A 17,361-nucleotide genomic window follows, 5' to 3' on the forward strand; every position below is an offset into this window, starting at 1 on the left:
CTTAATCTAGTCATTAGGTCTTATACATATGACGAAGTCGGAGCTGATAGCTCGTCTGGCAGAGCGATATCCACAGCTGGTAGCTAAAGATGTGGATGTCGCAGTCAAAACCATCCTTGATGCAATGTCCGATGCTTTGGCAACCGGACAGCGTATTGAGATCCGTGGTTTCGGCAGTTTCGCTCTGAACAGTCGTCCACCAAGGATAGGTCGTAATCCTAAGTCTGGCGATAAAGTGATGGTTCCTGAAAAACGGGTACCGCATTTTAAACCAGGTAAGGAATTGCGCGAACGTGTCGATGCCATGGTTGGGCAGCCGATACGTGATGATTAGACGGGTCGTCGGACTTTGCGATTGACGCAAAATAAGAACGGTATATCGGTTTTTCCGGTATGCCGTTTTTTTTCAGTACAATGTCTACTTTATTACTCAATTAGTTCACAATATTAGTTCACAATATCGGCGGACTTACGCAAAATTACCTCAATGTTGGTACGGCACTTGATGCGGTACTTGGTGTGCTACTCTCCATTTTTAGGATGCGTCCATGAAATATGTTTCCAGACTGCTTACTCTTATACTCTTCGTTTTGTTTTTTGGTTTTGCCTTAAAGAATGATAGCGAAGTGACGCTCCGTTATTTTTTCGGATATGAGCAAAAAGCGCCGTTGGTCATCATGCTTCTGGTGTTCTTTGTTGCAGGTGCAGTGTTGGGAATTTTAGCGATGGTACCAATGGTATTTCGACATCGTCGAGACCTGCATCGTCATAAAAAGACGTTGGCCGAAATTGAAAAAGAACGGGAAGAGGCTGAGCGTGCCAGCACACAGGCACCACAACCTGATAGCATTCGTAACACTTAAATAGCGGCAGGGTTAGCGCATATTTTTGTGTTTCTAACCTGGTCTGAAATTGCCGGTAAATTGTCGGCTATGTTGAAAGAAAATAAGAAAAAATGGATTTTGAAATTTGGTGGTTGCTAGGCATCCCCTTGTTTTTTACCCTCGGCTGGATTGCTGCCCGTGTTGATATCCGTCAGTTGTTATCGGAGTCGCGCAGCCTGCCAAAAGGTTATTTTAAAGGGTTGAATTTTTTATTGAACGAACAGCCCGACAAAGCGATCGACGCTTTTATTGAGATTGTTCGTCTTGACCCGGAATCGGTCGAATTACATTTTGCGTTGGGTAATTTGTTCCGCCGTCGTGGCGAAACCGAACGTGCGATTCGGGTTCACCAAAATTTGCTGGCGCGTCCAGATTTACCCGTAGAACAAAAAACCCAGGCCAGATTTGAATTGGGACAGGATTATCTGAAAGCTGGCCTCCTTGACCGTGCTGAAGAAGCATTTACGGTGTTGTTGTCGAGTAATTTCGAGGCGCAAGCCCGACGCGCGTTGCTGGAAATCTATCAACGTGAAAAAGAATGGGCACGTGCGATTGAAGCGGCGCACGCTTTGCAAGAAGCGGGGGCGGGTGGTCGTCAAAAAGAAATAGCTCAGTTTTACTGCGAAATCGCGCAAGATGAATTGGTTCACACTAACGCGGATGCCGCGATGGCAATGCTCGATAAAGCGCTGGCAACAGATAGAAACAATGTACGCGCAACTATCCTTGCCGGCGACGTGCATCAAGCTAACGGCGATATTGAGAAAGCCGTACTCACTTGGCGTCGGGTTGAGCAGCAAAGTGTGCCTCATGTGGCGTTGGTCGCACAACGCCTGATGGATGGCTATCGCAAGCTCGAACGTCCGCAAGAAGGTCTGAATTTGTTGAAGAATTATCTGGCAGAAGCGCCTTCGATTGATTTATTGGAAGTCGTATTTAAAGCGACTTTAGAGCTCGATTCTGTTGCCGGAGCGAATCAATTAGTGCGCGATGAATTACGTCGTACACCAACGCTACTCGGTCTGGATAAATTGCTGGATGCGCGTATGTTAGATGCTCCACCAGAAGTGCGTCCTGAGTTGGCGATTGTGAAAAATCTGGTGCATGGGTATGCGCAAAAGCTGGCACGTTACCAATGTTCGCACTGCGGCTTTAAAGCGCGCCAGTTTTATTGGCATTGTCCTGGGTGCAGCCGGTGGGAAACCTACCCGCCACGCCGCACAGAAGAATTGAACGTGATGAATTAATAAGTATCAAGGATGGTTGAGCAGGTGAATTGATTTTTATCCTTCATGCGAAGGAAGTAGCGATGAGTAAAACAGCTTGTATCAATCACCGCAATAGCATCGATACAGAACATCAGCATTTTTTAGATTGTGATCACAAAATGAAAATTACTATTATTGGTACTGGCTATGTCGGTTTGGTCACGGGCGCTTGCCTGGCCGAATTGGGTAATGACGTTTTCTGTTTAGACGTCGATAGCAAAAAAATTGAGATACTCAATAACGGTGGCATCCCCATTCATGAGCCGGGCCTCGAAGAAATCGTTGCACGCAATCGCGCTGCAGGACGTATTCGTTTTTCTACCGATGTCGAAGCCAGCGTTGCTCATGGTGACGTGCAATTTATTGCGGTAGGTACGCCTCCTGACGAAGATGGCTCTGCCGACCTGCAATACGTGTTGGCAGCAGCGCGTAATATTGGTAAATACATGAATGCTTTCAAGGTCGTGGTCGACAAATCTACGGTACCTGTAGGTACTGCAGACCGCGTTGCAGCTGCTCTGCAGTCAGAACTGACAGCGCGCGGATCGGATGCTAATTTCTCGGTGGTATCCAATCCTGAATTCTTAAAAGAAGGCGCGGCGGTAGAAGATTTCATGCGTCCTGATCGCATTGTCATTGGTTGCGATAATTCTCCGCAAGGCGAAAAAGCACGTGGCATGATGAAAAAGCTATATACGCCGTTTAATCGTAATCATGAACGCACTTATTGGATGGATGTACGTTCTGCTGAATTCACCAAATACGCGGCAAACGCAATGTTGGCGACCCGTATTTCTTTCATGAATGAATTAGCAAATCTGGCTGATCATGTTGGCGCTGATATCGAAGCCGTACGTCATGGGATTGGATCTGATCCACGCATTGGACACAGTTTCTTGTATGCAGGTTGCGGCTATGGCGGCTCTTGCTTCCCGAAAGATGTGCAGGCACTGGAACGTACTGCGCAAGACTACGGTTTAAATCTGTTGATCTTGCAAGCTGTGGAAGCAGTGAATGCGCGTCAGAAACAAGTCTTGGGCAATAAAATTTTGCAGCGTTTCGAGCAAAATCTAAAAGGCAGACACTTCGCCATCTGGGGTTTGGCATTTAAACCAAATACTGACGATATGCGTGCTGCCTCTTCTCGTGTTTTGTTGGGTGAATTACTACGTAATGGCGCAACAGTTGCCGTCTACGATCCAGTTTCAATGGAAGAGGCCAAGCGCGTGTTTGCATTAGATTTTGCCGATACGCGGGAGTTATTGTCTTCGATTCGTTTTGCGACAAGTCCTATGGACGCCCTGGATGGTGCCGATGCGCTGGCGATTGTGACTGAATGGAAGGCATTCCGCAGTCCTGATTTCGATCAGGTTAAAACACGTCTGAAGCAAGCAATTATTTTTGATGGCCGCAACTTGTTCGAGCCTGGTGTTATGACCGAAATCGGTATTGAATACCATGGGATAGGCCGTTCCGTACTGACGCGTAAATGAGGTGAGTAGTGAGTTCACAAGCTGAATATAAAGAACGCACTAGTACAGCCGATTCTCTGAAGAAACGTATTCTCATCGCTGGCGATGTGATGCTGGATCGGTATTGGTTTGGTGAAGTCAATCGCATTTCTCCTGAAGCACCGGTGCCGATTGTGCGGGTGGAGCGTCGTGAAGAACGTCTTGGTGGCGCAGCTAATGTCGCCTTAAATACGGTTGCCTTGGGCGTTGACGCTAGTCTGATGGGGGTGATTGGCGATGATGAGGCAGGTAATACTGTCAGCGACTTATTGGTAAAGTCTGGAATAGGCTCGTATCTGAGTCGCGACAAGCAGATCTCAACCATTATCAAATTGCGCGTCATTGGACGTCAGCAACAGTTGATACGCATCGATTTTGAAGAACGTCCGACTGAACACGTATTGAACGACAAGCTCAATCGTTTTAATGCGTTGTTAGGCTCGCATGATGTCGTGATTTTTTCCGATTATGCGAAGGGTAGTCTGGTGAATGTCACGACCATGATTGAGGCCGCCCGAAATGCTGGCAAGCCCATCCTGGTTGATCCTAAGGGAAGTGACTTTGCACGTTATAGCGGTGCGACCTTGTTGACGCCAAACAAATCCGAACTCAGGCAAGTAATTGGTGAATGGTATAGCGAAGATGAGCTGACCGCAAAGGCGCAAAAAATGCGTCAGGATTTGCGATTGCAAGGCTTGTTGCTGACCCGTTCCGAAGAAGGGATGACGCTATACACCGAGAATGACGTTGTTCATGTCCCGGCAATGGCACGCGAAGTGTATGATGTATCCGGTGCAGGCGACACCGTGATTGCCACCATGGCGGTCATGATGGCAAATGGCATGTCTATGCAGGATGCAGTTGTCATTGCCAATCGGGCTGGTGGTATTGTCGTTGGTAAGCTAGGAACAGCGACAGTTTCCCGTGAAGAGCTATTTCCAGGTCAGTAAGAATTGCGATAAAAATAGTGAAAAATAGTCAACCGTTGGGGTGGCTGATCGTTATTTCCTTAAGGATTAACTCAGGTAAATTTGCAGCGAAGTTCTACCGGGTTTGAATCGATAACTATTTTTAGGAGTGATTTTCATGTTTAAAAAATTATTGTTAGCTGCTGCCACTATGATCGTCACAATGGGGTTTGCGTTTGCTGATGTGGATGTGAATAAAGCGGATCAGGCAGCTTTGGATGGCGTTAAAGGTATTGGTCCGGCAAAATCTAAAGCGATCATTGCGGAGCGCGCGAAAAACGGTAATTTTAAAGACTGGGCTGACTTTGAAACACGCGTCAGAGGCATCGGTGATAAAAACTCAGTGAAAATGTCGCAAGCTGGCTTGACTGTCAATGGTCAGCCAAAACCAGCTGCTAGCGCTGCAGCCAGTAATGCGACATCTGTAAACACGACAACTTCGACGCCCGCGAAAGCCGCAACTAAAGATAGCAAAACCAAGTAATGATAGTTAAACCGACAGAAAACCTCTGACGAATGCTCAGAGGTTTTTTTATTTGCTTATTTGCTTATTTGCTTATTTGAATTATATATAAAGTAGATATCGGATCCGAATATCGGCTGAAATTCATATTTGCATGTCTTTTTGGCGAAAATATACGATGTTGCAGCAAAAAGCCATAAGGTGCGTGAGATATATGCATATGACAAATCTGCACGTATTTGCAGCTACGATTAGAATGAACGTTTGACTGACTAGAGACATTGAAAATGGCTTATCTGACGATAGAAGACACAATAGGAAATACGCCGCTGGTACAGTTGCAGCGCATACCCGGAGCTGACAACCTGCGTCGCAATAACATTATTCTTGGCAAGCTTGAGGGCAATAATCCGGCCGGTTCAGTAAAAGATCGTCCAGCCTTGTCTATGATTAAGCGTGCGGAAGAGCGCGGTCAGATTAAGCCAGGCGATACACTGATTGAGGCAACTAGCGGCAATACTGGTATTGCCCTCGCAATGGCAGCTGCCATGCGCGGCTACAAGATGGTTTTATTGATGCCAGAAAATCTCAGTATTGAACGCCGCCAAAGCATGGCTGCCTATGGCGCACAGATTGTATTGACGCCAAAAACAGGCGGTATGGAATACGCGCGTGATCTGGCTGAGCAGATGCAAAAAGAAGGTAAAGGTGTGATTCTGGATCAGTTTGCGAACCCCGACAATCCTCTGGCGCACTTTGAAGGAACTGGTCCTGAAATCTGGCGCGATACGAACGGTAGGGTCACACACTTTGTCAGCGCAATGGGTACTACTGGCACGATCATGGGTGTTTCTGCGTACTTAAAACAACAGAATCAAGATATTCAGATTATCGGTGCGCAACCAGAGGACGGTTCACAAATTCCAGGCATCCGTAAATGGCCAGAAGCGTATTTGCCGAAGATATATGACAAGGCGAGGGTTGATCAGGTTGAATCTGTGACGCAATCCGATGCTGAACACATGGCACGTCGCCTCGCCGTAGAAGAAGGTATATTCTGTGGTATTTCTGCAGCAGGAGCGTGTCAAATCGCACTCAGAATAGCTGAAACTGTAGAAAACGCGACCATTGTGTTCATCGTTTGCGATCGTGGTGATCGATATTTGTCGACTGGCGTGTTCCCTGCCTGATCCTGTTGACTGGTTTTTTCAAGCAATCGAACTACCCTAATTACAGCGGGTAGATTAATTTAATTTGTAGTGTTGTATTTTTAACCTGCAAATAAAAAAATACCGAAATTACTCTCTGAGTAGCTTCGGTATTTTGTCTTTAAAGTACTGCATGGCAATACTTAAAGTATTTTTATGCAGCGTCTTTTGGTTTGAATTGCTTGTCGCTGATACGGAATTTTGCACGACGGTCGCCCATCAATTCGCGCAATTCTTTGATGCTGACGTCGCTAATTTCATGCATACGAATCAACAACGACGCGCCAACTGGCAAACGGCGATGTCTGATTTTACTAATTACTGGTGGCGCAACTTCCAATGCTCTGGAGAGTGCTGCGTCGTTTTTTAAATGCAATTGCTTGATCAGAGTATCCAAAAGATTATTTGGATCGTAGTCTATTTCATCCGATTCAAGCTGGGTCAAATTTGCCATAATTACCTCGCTGTCTAGTCTATTGATGCTGGATTTAGTTGCTTCAATGAGAATTAATCATACGGTAATATTGTATCTTTAAAATAGAAATTGCTTATCATAAAAATAGCAAAACATTGTTAAATCTATTGACACATTGCTTGGTTTGCATGCCATTGTATCAACTAGATTTAGTTACTTTAGATTAATCCGTCTCGAAAAACAATTATATTTTTTGAAAAAAATGATGGATGCCATCGACATGTAATTTTGCATGGTTTTCGTTCCGTGCCATTGCAGTATTGGACATAATGTGCTTTAGATCAATTGGTTCAAGTGAAACATATTGTTAAAAGTCATTTTCTTATCGCTATCACTTTTTAATTTTGCCGTGCGGCACTAATTACCCGACCAAGGTCAATAACCGACATCGCGTAAAAATAGCTACGGTTATATTGTGTGATAGCAAAAAAGTTATCAGTGCCCAGCCAATATTCGTCTGCGTCTTCGCCATTTTGCAAATCGATCACACCGTACAAAATTCCGTCTGGCGCATCACTACTTGGTGTTGTTAAAAATCCTTTTAGGTCATTGAGCGTATAAGTAGCGCGCAAACCTTTTGAAATGGCAGTTTTTAGTTGTGCCTGATTTTCATCCGATGGGCTCAATGTAGCGGGAAAAACTGTAGGGAGATTGCGTTTCCAGCCATGTAAAGAAAGATAGTTTGCAACACTGCCGATCGCGTCAGCGGCTGATTCGTTTAAATTGATTTTTCCATCGCCATCAAAATCGACTGCGTACTGCCGGATGCTACCAGGCATAAACTGTGGTAAGCCTATTGCACCAGCGTAAGACCCCTTGAAGGCAAATGGATCGGCCCCGGATTCTTTCGCCAGTACTAATAAATTTTCCAATTCAGACCTGAAAAATTGCATACGGGTTTCGCGGGTTGGTGTTTCTGGATAATCAAATGCCAAGGTGGTCAATACGTCCATAGCACGGAAACTACCGGTATTTTTGCCGTAGATGGTTTCTACACCGATCAGGCCAACGATGATTTCGGCGGGGATCCCATATTGCTGCTCGGCGCGCGCCAATAGATCGGCGTTTTTATTCCAGAATGCGACACCAGCGTCAATCCTGTAGGGTTCAACAAAGCGCGCACGGTAGGCTTTCCAATTTTTGGGTTTTCCAGGTGGCGCTGGGCGCATCAGTTGTCGAGCGGTTTCGATATACCGCGTCTGCTCAAACATAGCATTGAGCTCAGCCTCCTGAAAACCATGTTTTGCAACCATATCGGTAATGAATACGGATACTTCTTTCCATTGCGTAAAATGAACGTCTGCTTGCTGGTTTTTGGTCGCTGTTTGCGTTTTTTTACTTTTTTTTACGACGTTATCAGTCGCTGAACTGCTTGGGGAATAGATGCTCAACATTGCGACATAAACGCAGGACAGAGCAAGAAATTTAGAAGTTTTTTTGAACATAGACAATTTATTTGCAGGCGGCCAGTAAGGCTTTCAGGCGTTTAGTGACACTGCTTTCCGGTAACTTATGCTTACCGTATTTTGCAGCAATATAAAAATTTAAAAAATGTTCTGCTGGCAGAATTTTGTCTGCGGGTAAAGCAAGTCTGAGTCGCCATAAAAATGCTTGAGGACCTTCATTGATACCCCTTGGCTCGGTATGCTTTGCCATGATTTTGCAGAATGAAAAGTATACTCTATCGATCGCTGGGATTGTGGGTTTGTTAAGAACTAAGGGCAGGGCAACAATGCTGATCGCAATGCTTCCGACGATAAAAAATAGTAAGCTGATTTGCGCCCAGTCAACGTTTTTAAAGCCAAGCGAATCGAGTAAGTGCCTTTGCGAATTTTGGTTGTAATTTAAAACCCACTGATTCCAAGAGTTGTTCACTGCATCCCAGCGCATATGCAAGGCTTGCACCAAAGAATTTCCAGAAACTGCTTGGCCGACCAGACCTGCCAGACCACGTTGTGGAATGGCTCTGGCCAGATTGAGCATCACTCGCTCGGGCGCTACTGCAGCGGTAGGATCGACCCTGACCCAACCCTGCTTCTTTAGCCAAACTTCTGCCCACGCATGTGCATCCGACTGACGAATTTCAAAGTAGCCATCGATATCGTTTTTTGTTCCGCCCTGATAACCTGTCACAACTCTCGCTGGAATATTGGCGGCACGCATGAGAATGACAAACGAGCTGGCAAAATGCTCGCAGAACCCGGCACGGCTTTTGAATAAAAAATCGTCGACGCTATTGGTGCCCAGTAGCGGTGGTTCCAGCGTATAGACAAATTCTTCTTTTCTGAAAAAGTCCAATGCGGCTTTGATTAACTGATTATCGTCGCTATAACGTTGCCGTAAATCTTGCGCAAAACTTAATGTGCGCGGGTTGTAACCAGCAGGCAAATCAAGAGTTGCAACTAATTCTTCGTCTTGCAGATCGGGTAAATATTTGTAATTTGTCGCAGAGCGTACTTGATAACGTAAGCGATCAAGAATAGGTTCCTGACTTCTCAGTTCCATATCTGCATTGAGGCTGGAGGTATTTTTATCAGCAAACAACGCCGCTTCAACTGGCAAGTCGAGTGCAAAGATCCAGCGTTGGCCTTGGGGTTCCAGGACGATTTCTTGCTGGATTAGGTTGCCTGAGAATTCAGAGTAGCTTGATTTTTTTCCTAGTCTGGTTGCCTTCGGACTCCAGGTAAGTCCATCAAAGGCGGTCAAAATGATACCGCGCCAATACAAGACCGATTTGTTCAATATGGGTTGGTCGAATTTTGCGCGGAACACGATGTCTTCTGATTGCACCAGATTACTGATTCCTCCGGGCGCCATTGTTTCGGACAATCCGGTCCGAGCACTATGCGCGTCGCCTGGCAAGCCCCAAAGCGGGCCCTGTATGCGCGGGAAGAGCAGAAACGCACATAGCGTCAGAGGAATCGCCAGACCTACTAATGTGCCGGCTAATTTGAATTTTTGACCTAACGAAGGTACCAGATTCGTATATTGAAAAGACAGTTGTGCTGTAATTAACAACGCAGTTCCCAGCAATGCGAGGGCTGCTGCACCTATGCTTTGCTGATAGAAAAAACTACTTAGCAACAAAAAGAAACTCAGGAAGATGACGACAAATAGGTCGCGCTTGGCATGCATCTCTAATAGTTTGCAGGTCAGCAGTAGCACCAACATCGTCACGCCAGCCTCGCGGCCTAAAAATGTGTGGTGCGTCAAATACACACCGACCATCATTAACCCCGCAATCGGCAGCAGTAGCCATGACGGGGGTAAACGTCTGCCATTGAAGGTTAGCCACGCGCGCCAGCTTAATAATCCACCACTGGCAAGGTTCACCCACCATGTGACATGGCTTGCATGCGGGAGTAGTACGCACAAACAGGCGGTCAGCAGAAGTAGCGTATCTACTTTGTCGCGACTCAAAATACGCGAAGATAAACGGCTGGGTAAATTTAGGCGCATCATTTATAACTCATAAAGTGCTAAAGCACGCAGGCAGGCGTCACGATGTGCCGGACCTTGTGCAGCTACAAAATCGCTGCTGCCAAGTTTGAATGCATAGAGCAATCCTTTGCGGTCCGCTTCCATTACCCAGCTTGTCATACGTGAGAGTTTGAGCTCGGTATCCATGATCCGTGGCAGCGCAGCAAAATCGATAACGATGTCGCTACCAGCACCACCGGCAAATTGCTTGGTGATTAATTGACCGCCCAGCGCGGTATCGACTCTGGCGATTTGTTTCCATGCAAGATGTTTTAAAGGGTCACCCGACTGATATGCACGTACACCGGCAAAATCTTCATGACCAGAGTGACCATGTTCGGTATCTTTGCTTACGCCAGTCACTGGAAGCGGGGGAGCATTGAGTTCTGGTTGAGGGTAGACCAGTGCTTGTGAGTCTGGTAACCAAGTGCTCCATACTTTCAACATGCCTAACGGAAACCAGGTTTGCAGGCGGATTCTGGGGATGGATTGCCAGCCACGTTGTTTTGTCGGATAGCTAAGCTGCAATGAGACTTGACTTTGTCCTCCGATATCAACGGCAGTTTCCGGGTGTCCAGCTTCGGCAATACCGACCCAAATTGCATAACGCTGATGGGCGCGACGATTGATCAAAAATACCGTGTATTGCGTTTCCTCGCCAGCGAATACAGCTTGTGTTGGCCCCGCGTTTAGATGCAAATACGCGAGATTACGAAAACCAAAAAAAGTATTCACCATTGCAATGCTGGCCAACACAAAAGTCAATGCAAACCCCAGGCTCAGATTGTAATTGGTCGCCGTTACAAACATGAGCAGCAGCAAAAGGATAAACATCCATCCGGGTTTGCTGGGGAGTGTGAAGACGCGCCTTTGTTTCAGGAATACTTCGCCACTTTCTGGTTTGTTCTCCAGAAAAATCATTTTTCGCAAACGCTGGCGCAGAGAGTTGAGCATGACCATACCGTTTGCTTAAACTGGTACACGCTTCATTAATTCGGCCAGTAATTCGCTGCTGATATTGATTTTTCCAGTAACGGATTTGATTGGTCGCAAGCGATGCGCAATGACGGGGATGAGGACTGCTTGTACGTCTTCTGGTATCACGTGATCACGACCTTCCATTGCGGCCCATGCGCGTGCTGCTTGCAAAAGTGCAATCGAAGCACGTGGGCTCATACCTTCCGCGAACAAATCACCCTGGCGGGTCGCGTGTGCCAATGCTTGTACATAGTCGACCAGTGCTGCGGAGGTGTGGATTTTTTTCAGTTCTTGTTGCGCCTGAATGAGTTCGCTTGATTGCATCACTGCTGGCAAATGCGCCAATAAAGCGCGGCGATCTTCTCCCATAAGCAATGCGCGTTCGGCGGCAGCATCCGGATAACCGAGTGACAAACACATTAAAAAGCGGTCAAGCTGAGATTCTGGCAGGGCAAAGGTACCCACCTGATGCGCTGGATTTTGAGTCGCAATGACAAAAAAGGGGCTTGGCAGGGCACGGGTTTGTCCTTCGACAGATACTTGTCTTTCTTCCATCGCTTCCAGCAATGAAGATTGGGTCTTCGGCGTGGCGCGATTGATTTCATCTGCCAGCAAAACCTGTGTAAACACCGGACCAGGATGAAAAATAAACTGATTCTTCTCACGGTCGAAAATCGATATACCAACGACGTCCGCTGGCAACAAGTCGCTGGTGAATTGTAATCGGTTAAATTTTAAACCTAAAGAAATGGCCAGAGCATGCGCTAGTGTGGTTTTGCCGACACCAGGTAAATCCTCTATGAGCAAGTGACCGCCAGCGAGGAGGCATACCAGAGCCTGCCGGATTTGCAGTTCTTTGCCGATAATCACGTTATTGACCTGTTTGGCGACTTGATGCACTTTGGAAAACATAGATTTCCTCGAATAAAAATTTAAATCACAGTGTAAACTGATTCTGCGGCATCTGTGGCAAACCATGCTGCTTGCAGCAAGCTATTTGCAAAACAAGGCAAATAGGCGGAAACTTGAATAAATAAATAAGAATTTGAGACATGACAACTGCTTATTACACCCACGCCGACTGCAAACGGCATGAAATGGGCTCCTGGCACCCAGAATCACCCGAACGTTTGCAGGCAATAGAAGATCAATTGATTGCCAGCCGCATCAATACGCTACTTGACTATCGCGAGGCGCCAGCGGCTCTGGAGTCGGATCTGGCGCGAGTGCACACGGCCGACGCTATATATCGGATACGCGAAAACTGCCCATCTGAACGTTCCGAATATGATCATTTTCCGTTGGATGCAGATACTTCTTTAAACGCCTATACCTGGCGCGCTTCTTTGCGTGCCGCAGGTGCTGCTGTTGCTGCCACTGATGCGGTAATCGATGCGGAAATTGAAAACGCATTTTGTGCCATACGACCGCCAGGACACCACGCAACCAGTAAGGAAGCCATGGGTTTTTGCATGTTCAATAATGTCGCGGTTGCCGCTAAACACGCATTGGAGGTACGTGGCTTACAACGGGTTGCGATTGTCGATTTTGATGTTCATCATGGCAACGGAACTGAAGAGATTTTTAATGGTGACCAGAGGGTATTGATGGTGAGCTTCTTTCAACATCCATATTACCCCTATTCTGGAACAGAGCATCCCGCTAGCAATATGGTCAATGTGCCGGTGCCTGCGCATAGTTACGGCAACGTCATACGTGAGTTGGTGTCAGAACGATGGTTGCCAGCACTTGAGGCATTTAAGCCTGAAATGATATTCATCTCGGCCGGATTTGATGCGCACAGAGAAGACGATATGGGGCAATTAGGTCTGGTTGAAGCCGATTATGCGTGGATCACCCAACAAATTATGCGCGTTGCAAAGACGCATTCACATGGTCGCATCGTCAGTTGTCTTGAAGGTGGTTACAATTTATCGGCCCTGGCGCGTAGCGTTACCGCTCATGTGAAAATTCTCGCTGACCTTGAGTGAGATTACAGAAATAGATTATTGGATAGTTTAACAACGATTTTTTAATTCAATTTAAGATCATGTTCATTATTGATTTAGATTACATAAAAGCTTTAACCGAAGTCGAAAAATTTATTCCCGAACATCGGCAATTTCTTGAAAAATACTACGCAAGTGCTAAGTTTCTGATGTCGGGACGTAAGGAGCCGCGCACCGGCGGTATCATTATTGCGAACTGTGCTTCAAGGGATGAAGTTGAGACATTGATACAAGAAGATCCGTTTCACCGCGAAGCAATCGCACGCTATACGATTACTGAATTTATTCCTACGATGACTGCTGATTTTCTGGGAAATTTGAAAGTCGCATAGCCCTTAGCCAAGCATTATTAAGTCCCGATTTCTGTCAATTTACATTGGTTAATTTTTTTTGAGAAAATTCAAGTGCAATCAGCTACATGAAGGTACAAGGCTATTTTATGAAAAAACTTTTAGGTTTCATTTCTCTGTTGTCTTTTCTCGTTTGCCTCCCGGTGGTCGCCGAGGAAAGTCAGGTCCGGACGATACAAAAACTCAATCAATTCATCGACGAATGGCACGATGATGCAGCGCATTCGCGCATGGCCTACTTCGATAAAATAGCAAAAGACGGTGTGTATATTGGCACCGATAAAACAGAGCGCTGGACGCGTGAGGACTTTAAGGTCTGGGCGAAACCGGCTTTTGCACGACCCAGCGCCTGGGCATTTAAAGTGCTGGATCGTCACGTGGCAATGACGAGCGATCAAAGCGTCATCTGGTTTGATGAGCAATTACAAACGCAAATGGGCATTTGCCAGGCTTCTGGCGTGGTGCGAAATACCTCGGATGGTTTTCAAATTGAACATTATCAACTGTCTTTAACAGTGCCCAACGAGTTGATTGATTACCTGTCTGAAGGCGTTAAGAAAAACGAGCAGAAGCAAAAAAAATAGTCCATAAAAAAGGGCATATAAAGCAGTGAGTTTGTTTACTTTACAAGAACATCTGTGTTCAATTTCGGAAATGATGTGAAGACGATATGTAAAAATGGAAAATGTTTATAAATAGCTGATTTATAAAGACAATTTTTTGTTAGAACACTATTTTTATCTGTGGTAATTAACATTTGTTTGCTTTTATTTTTCGAGTTTTCTTCTTAAACTTTGTGTGTTGTATTTTGAAGTAAAATTTTTGGGCAAACTCGATGAAAGTCGGGGACGCAAAGCTTCCGGCCTACGGCGTTAGAGCGCTAAGGTAGCGGGGTTGCCAGTGAGCGAAATTATTTTTTTGTCACTGCGCGTGCGCAGCCTTTTTCCATCCTGGAGAGCTGACACCATGAGTATCAAACAAAACGTATTGTTTTCTTCCCTTCCTGTTACCCTTTCTGCTCCACTCGCTCGTACCTTGGTATCTGCAGGGCTTTTTGCTTTGTTGAGTGCTTGTGGTAGCGGCACTAGTTCGACCAATGCCAACTCCAATTCATCCGTTGCACAAATCTCTACCGCGACGACGACTTTAGATTTGCCAGTTATCGGCTCCGCTGCTACACCACCTGATCAAATAGCGACACCAACATTTCACATAGCACCAGTACTGTTAAATGAACCTTCAGACGTTGATGCGTTGGATGCTAATAGCTCTGCCCAAATAGCAGCAAATAAGCAATTTGTTCCAACTGAACTCCAAGGCTTGTCGTCCCGCCGCTTGACGGTTGACATATTGAATGCAACTCGTGGGGGGCAAAACTTCAGCGCAAGCAACATCTCTGCTGACCAGTCTATTCAACCAAAGGTGAATAATGCGGTGGTCGTTACTTATACCCCTGCACAGATTCGTGCTGCTTACGGTTTGCCGGCTTTGCCCGCGAATACGACTGGTTTAAGTGCTGCGCAAGCGGCGCAGTTAGGCGCTGGTCAAACAATTTATCTGGTCGATGCACAACATGATCCTTACGTTGTTCAAGAGCTGGCAGCGTTCAATCAAAAATTTGGTTTGCCAGCTTGTACAACACAATCGATCGCGACGAATGCGAGTTTGCCACTGGCTCCAGCGTCAATCACTTCTGGCTGTGTATTGTCTGTTGTTTATAACACTTCAAATGGAACGATGACGAGTACTGCGCCGGCATACGATTCAGGCTGGGCAACGGAAATTACATTAGATGTGCAATGGGCGCATGCGACCGCACCTTTGGCGCGAATTGTGTTGATCGAAGCACCAGATGCGTCCCTCAATAGCTTGATTGGCGGCGTCAAACTCGCTAATGCGATGGGGCCAGGCGTGGTATCGATGAGCTTTGGTGCTTCTGAAGGAAATTGGACTTCATCTGTTGATTCCGCTTTTACCGGCGTCAAAATGACATACGTCGCTGCGACTGGTGATTCTGGCGCAGCTGTCGATTGGCCGGCTGTATCGCCGAATGTGCTGGCAGTCAGTGGTACATCGCTCGCTTATTCAGGTAGCGGTTCTCGCTCTGAAACGGTATGGTCCGGTACAGGTGGCGGCATCAGTGCTTATACTTCCACACCATCGTATCAAACCAGTGGTGTACCAGGCGTTGGTAGCCTCCCACGCCGCAGCGTTGCAGACGTGGCTTTCAATGCAGACCCATCTACTGGTCAATATCTGGCAGTGATCAATCAGGGTAGCAGTACTGTCAGCTGGTTGAGTGCTGGTGGTACTAGCCTGGCAACACCACAGTGGGCAGGCGTAATTACTGTTGCGAATGCGATTCGTGCGCAAAACGCAAAAGCTGCTTTGGGTCTGACGCAGCCAGTATTGTATGGACAGATTGCTGGCGTACCAGGTTCTTACGCGAGTGCGTTTTACGATGTAACTTCCGGTTCCGATGGTAGCTGCTCGACTTGTAATGCAAAATTTGGTTACGACGAAACGACTGGCTTGGGTACGCCCAATGTCACCAGTTTGCTGACGTATCTGGCAGGCACTAGCGCTGCAAGTGCACCAGTGGTGACAGGCGCAAGCATTAGTGGTCAGGTCGGTACAGCACTCTCGTTCACGGTATCAGCTTCATCGCCAAATCCTTTGACCTTTAGCTTGAGCGGTGCGCCATCTGGCATGACGATCAATGCTGCTGGCATAGTGACTTGGGCAACACCAGTTGCTGGTACTTATTCTGTGACTGTTACGGCGGTAGATAGCAAGGCCAAGTTGTCTGGCAGCGGTGTGTACACAGTAAAAATTTCCCCCCCAGTTGCTCCAGTCGTGACGGGGGGCGCGATCAGCGGCAAAGTCGGCACTGCATTGTCTTTCAACGTCAGCGTGACAGATGTTAATCCAACCACCTTGACGCTGAGTGGCGCTCCATCTGGTATGACCATCAGCAGCACTGGTGTAGTAAGTTGGGCGACACCTGTTCTGGGTACATACTCGGTCACTGTTACTGCAACGGATAGCAAAAATGGTTTGACTGGCAAGGGCGTGTATGTTGTTACGATTGCTGCGCAACCTGCTCCAACGGTTCCAGGTGGCAGCATCTCTGGCAAGGCTGGTACTGCATTGTCATTCAGCGTGACTGTTGCCAATAGCAATCCTCTGACATACAGCTTGAGTGGCGCACCATCCGGAATGACAATCAGCGCTGCAGGCGTGGTCAACTGGACAAATCCTGTCGTTGGTAGCTATAACGTCACAGTGACAGCGAAAGATACTAAGACTGGTTTGAGTGGTCAGGGCGTGTACACTGTTGTAATCAGCGCTGCAACGCCAGTAGGTCCAATTATTACTGCCGCTCCAATGACAGGTGTTGCTGGTAAGCCGATGTCGGGAACGATTAGCTTTGCCGATGCTGGCGCGACTGGTTTGTCGGTCTCGATCTCTGGCGTGCCACTGGGCATGAGCTTCTCTATGGGTAGCGGTATGTCATTGGTTGCTAGCTGGCCAAATCCCGTCACCGGTAGCTATACCCTGAAAGTGACAGTAACTGATAATCTGGGACGGTCCGCGACAGCATCTGTGCCGGTAACGATAAATGCGCACTGATCGCTGACAGAATTAGAGGAAGTTCATATACTGGATGTGGCGCTGAAGATTTCAGCGCCACATTTTTTATTTGCAGCGAGTCAACCGCCCCTCAAAGTTGATATATGTATGAATTTATACTCCCTATGAGTATT

At 46.8% G+C, this 17,361-nt stretch carries 16 protein-coding genes and 1 riboswitch; of the genes, 11 read left to right on the forward strand and 5 right to left on the reverse strand.

From position 1 onward, the window contains the following. The first annotated feature begins 28 nt into the window (after positions 1-28). From ACO0KY_RS17260 to cysM, 7 genes are all read left to right on the forward strand, one after another. Positions 29-334 (forward strand): integration host factor subunit beta, encoded by a 306-nt coding sequence (locus ACO0KY_RS17260; protein ID WP_186912852.1) that lies wholly within the window; start codon positions 29-31, stop codon positions 332-334. Positions 335-548: 214 nt separating this feature from the next. Then, on the forward strand, positions 549-863 hold the full coding sequence (locus ACO0KY_RS17265) for a LapA family protein (RefSeq protein ID WP_186912853.1): 315 nt from the start codon (positions 549-551) through the stop codon (positions 861-863). Between the two features lie 92 nt (positions 864-955). Beyond that, the gene (lapB, locus tag ACO0KY_RS17270) at positions 956-2,131 is read left to right on the forward strand and encodes a lipopolysaccharide assembly protein LapB (RefSeq protein WP_423048113.1); all 1,176 of its coding nucleotides are present in this window, start codon (positions 956-958) and stop codon (positions 2,129-2,131) included. Between the two features lie 140 nt (positions 2,132-2,271). Continuing rightward, a complete protein-coding gene (locus tag ACO0KY_RS17275) occupies positions 2,272-3,645 on the forward strand; it encodes a UDP-glucose dehydrogenase family protein (RefSeq protein ID WP_423048157.1) in 1,374 nt (457 codons plus the stop codon). A gap of 8 nt (positions 3,646-3,653) precedes the next feature. Then, positions 3,654-4,613, forward strand: coding sequence for a D-glycero-beta-D-manno-heptose-7-phosphate kinase (rfaE1, locus tag ACO0KY_RS17280; RefSeq protein WP_423048115.1), 960 nt, complete (start codon positions 3,654-3,656; stop codon positions 4,611-4,613). A 136-nt stretch (positions 4,614-4,749) separates the two neighbouring features. After that, positions 4,750-5,115, forward strand: coding sequence for a ComEA family DNA-binding protein (locus tag ACO0KY_RS17285; protein ID WP_423048117.1), 366 nt, complete (start codon positions 4,750-4,752; stop codon positions 5,113-5,115). A 266-nt stretch (positions 5,116-5,381) separates the two neighbouring features. Beyond that, positions 5,382-6,284, forward strand: a complete 903-nt coding sequence (cysM, locus tag ACO0KY_RS17290; RefSeq protein WP_186912856.1) for a cysteine synthase CysM — start codon at positions 5,382-5,384, stop codon at positions 6,282-6,284. 172 nt (positions 6,285-6,456) lie between these two features. On the opposite strand, the gene ACO0KY_RS17295 is transcribed toward cysM, so the two are convergent. From ACO0KY_RS17295 to ACO0KY_RS17315, 5 genes are all read right to left on the reverse strand, one after another. Beyond that, a complete protein-coding gene (locus ACO0KY_RS17295; protein ID WP_110257001.1) occupies positions 6,457-6,756 on the reverse strand; it encodes a hypothetical protein in 300 nt (99 codons plus the stop codon). A gap of 359 nt (positions 6,757-7,115) precedes the next feature. Beyond that, positions 7,116-8,171, reverse strand: a complete 1,056-nt coding sequence (mltB, locus tag ACO0KY_RS17300; RefSeq protein WP_423048159.1) for a lytic murein transglycosylase B — start codon at positions 8,169-8,171, stop codon at positions 7,116-7,118. Between the two features lie 58 nt (positions 8,172-8,229). Further along, a complete protein-coding gene (locus tag ACO0KY_RS17305) occupies positions 8,230-10,236 on the reverse strand; it encodes a transglutaminaseTgpA domain-containing protein (protein ID WP_423048119.1) in 2,007 nt (668 codons plus the stop codon). Between the two features lie 3 nt (positions 10,237-10,239). Beyond that, positions 10,240-11,211 (reverse strand): DUF58 domain-containing protein, encoded by a 972-nt coding sequence (locus tag ACO0KY_RS17310; protein ID WP_423048121.1) that lies wholly within the window; start codon positions 11,209-11,211, stop codon positions 10,240-10,242. Positions 11,212-11,226: 15 nt separating this feature from the next. Continuing rightward, positions 11,227-12,147: an AAA family ATPase gene (locus ACO0KY_RS17315; RefSeq protein WP_423048123.1), complete on the reverse strand. Its 921-nt coding sequence runs from the start codon at positions 12,145-12,147 to the stop codon at positions 11,227-11,229. Between the two features lie 140 nt (positions 12,148-12,287). Here ACO0KY_RS17315 and ACO0KY_RS17320 point away from each other — a divergent pair, with 140 nt between their 5' ends. The 4 genes from ACO0KY_RS17320 (at position 12,288) to ACO0KY_RS17335 (ending at position 17,227) form a co-directional block, all read left to right on the forward strand. Then, positions 12,288-13,226, forward strand: a complete 939-nt coding sequence (locus ACO0KY_RS17320) for a histone deacetylase family protein (RefSeq protein WP_186912861.1) — start codon at positions 12,288-12,290, stop codon at positions 13,224-13,226. 59 nt (positions 13,227-13,285) lie between these two features. Continuing rightward, a complete protein-coding gene (locus tag ACO0KY_RS17325) occupies positions 13,286-13,576 on the forward strand; it encodes a YciI family protein (RefSeq protein ID WP_423048125.1) in 291 nt (96 codons plus the stop codon). Positions 13,577-13,683: 107 nt separating this feature from the next. After that, positions 13,684-14,178: a nuclear transport factor 2 family protein gene (locus tag ACO0KY_RS17330; protein ID WP_423048127.1), complete on the forward strand. Its 495-nt coding sequence runs from the start codon at positions 13,684-13,686 to the stop codon at positions 14,176-14,178. A 231-nt stretch (positions 14,179-14,409) separates the two neighbouring features. Next, positions 14,410-14,496: riboswitch (cyclic di-GMP riboswitch) on the forward strand. Between the two features lie 64 nt (positions 14,497-14,560). After that, a complete protein-coding gene (locus ACO0KY_RS17335) occupies positions 14,561-17,227 on the forward strand; it encodes a putative Ig domain-containing protein (protein WP_423048129.1) in 2,667 nt (888 codons plus the stop codon). Positions 17,228-17,361: the final 134 nt, after the last annotated feature.

The organism is Undibacterium sp. Dicai25W (assembly GCF_049340505.1).
GTDB lineage: Bacteria > Pseudomonadota > Gammaproteobacteria > Burkholderiales > Burkholderiaceae_D > Undibacterium > Undibacterium jejuense.

Excerpts from the sequence above, each read along its gene's own strand:
- ACO0KY_RS17260 (WP_186912852.1), top strand. The coding sequence starts at position 29 with ATGACGAAGTCGGAGCTGATAGCTCGTCTGGCAGAGCGATATCCACAG.
- ACO0KY_RS17265 (WP_186912853.1), top strand. The coding sequence starts at position 549 with ATGAAATATGTTTCCAGACTGCTTACTCTTATACTCTTCGTTTTGTTT.
- lapB (WP_423048113.1), top strand. The coding sequence starts at position 956 with ATGGATTTTGAAATTTGGTGGTTGCTAGGCATCCCCTTGTTTTTTACC.
- ACO0KY_RS17275 (WP_423048157.1), top strand. The coding sequence starts at position 2,272 with ATGAAAATTACTATTATTGGTACTGGCTATGTCGGTTTGGTCACGGGC.
- ACO0KY_RS17285 (WP_423048117.1), top strand. The coding sequence starts at position 4,750 with ATGTTTAAAAAATTATTGTTAGCTGCTGCCACTATGATCGTCACAATG.
- cysM (WP_186912856.1), top strand. The coding sequence starts at position 5,382 with ATGGCTTATCTGACGATAGAAGACACAATAGGAAATACGCCGCTGGTA.
- ACO0KY_RS17295 (WP_110257001.1), bottom strand. The coding sequence starts at position 6,756 with ATGGCAAATTTGACCCAGCTTGAATCGGATGAAATAGACTACGATCCA.
- mltB (WP_423048159.1), bottom strand. The coding sequence starts at position 8,171 with ATGTTGAGCATCTATTCCCCAAGCAGTTCAGCGACTGATAACGTCGTA.
- ACO0KY_RS17305 (WP_423048119.1), bottom strand. The coding sequence starts at position 10,236 with ATGCGCCTAAATTTACCCAGCCGTTTATCTTCGCGTATTTTGAGTCGC.
- ACO0KY_RS17310 (WP_423048121.1), bottom strand. The coding sequence starts at position 11,211 with ATGCTCAACTCTCTGCGCCAGCGTTTGCGAAAAATGATTTTTCTGGAG.
- ACO0KY_RS17315 (WP_423048123.1), bottom strand. The coding sequence starts at position 12,147 with ATGTTTTCCAAAGTGCATCAAGTCGCCAAACAGGTCAATAACGTGATT.
- ACO0KY_RS17320 (WP_186912861.1), top strand. The coding sequence starts at position 12,288 with ATGACAACTGCTTATTACACCCACGCCGACTGCAAACGGCATGAAATG.
- ACO0KY_RS17325 (WP_423048125.1), top strand. The coding sequence starts at position 13,286 with ATGTTCATTATTGATTTAGATTACATAAAAGCTTTAACCGAAGTCGAA.
- ACO0KY_RS17330 (WP_423048127.1), top strand. The coding sequence starts at position 13,684 with ATGAAAAAACTTTTAGGTTTCATTTCTCTGTTGTCTTTTCTCGTTTGC.
- ACO0KY_RS17335 (WP_423048129.1), top strand. The coding sequence starts at position 14,561 with ATGAGTATCAAACAAAACGTATTGTTTTCTTCCCTTCCTGTTACCCTT.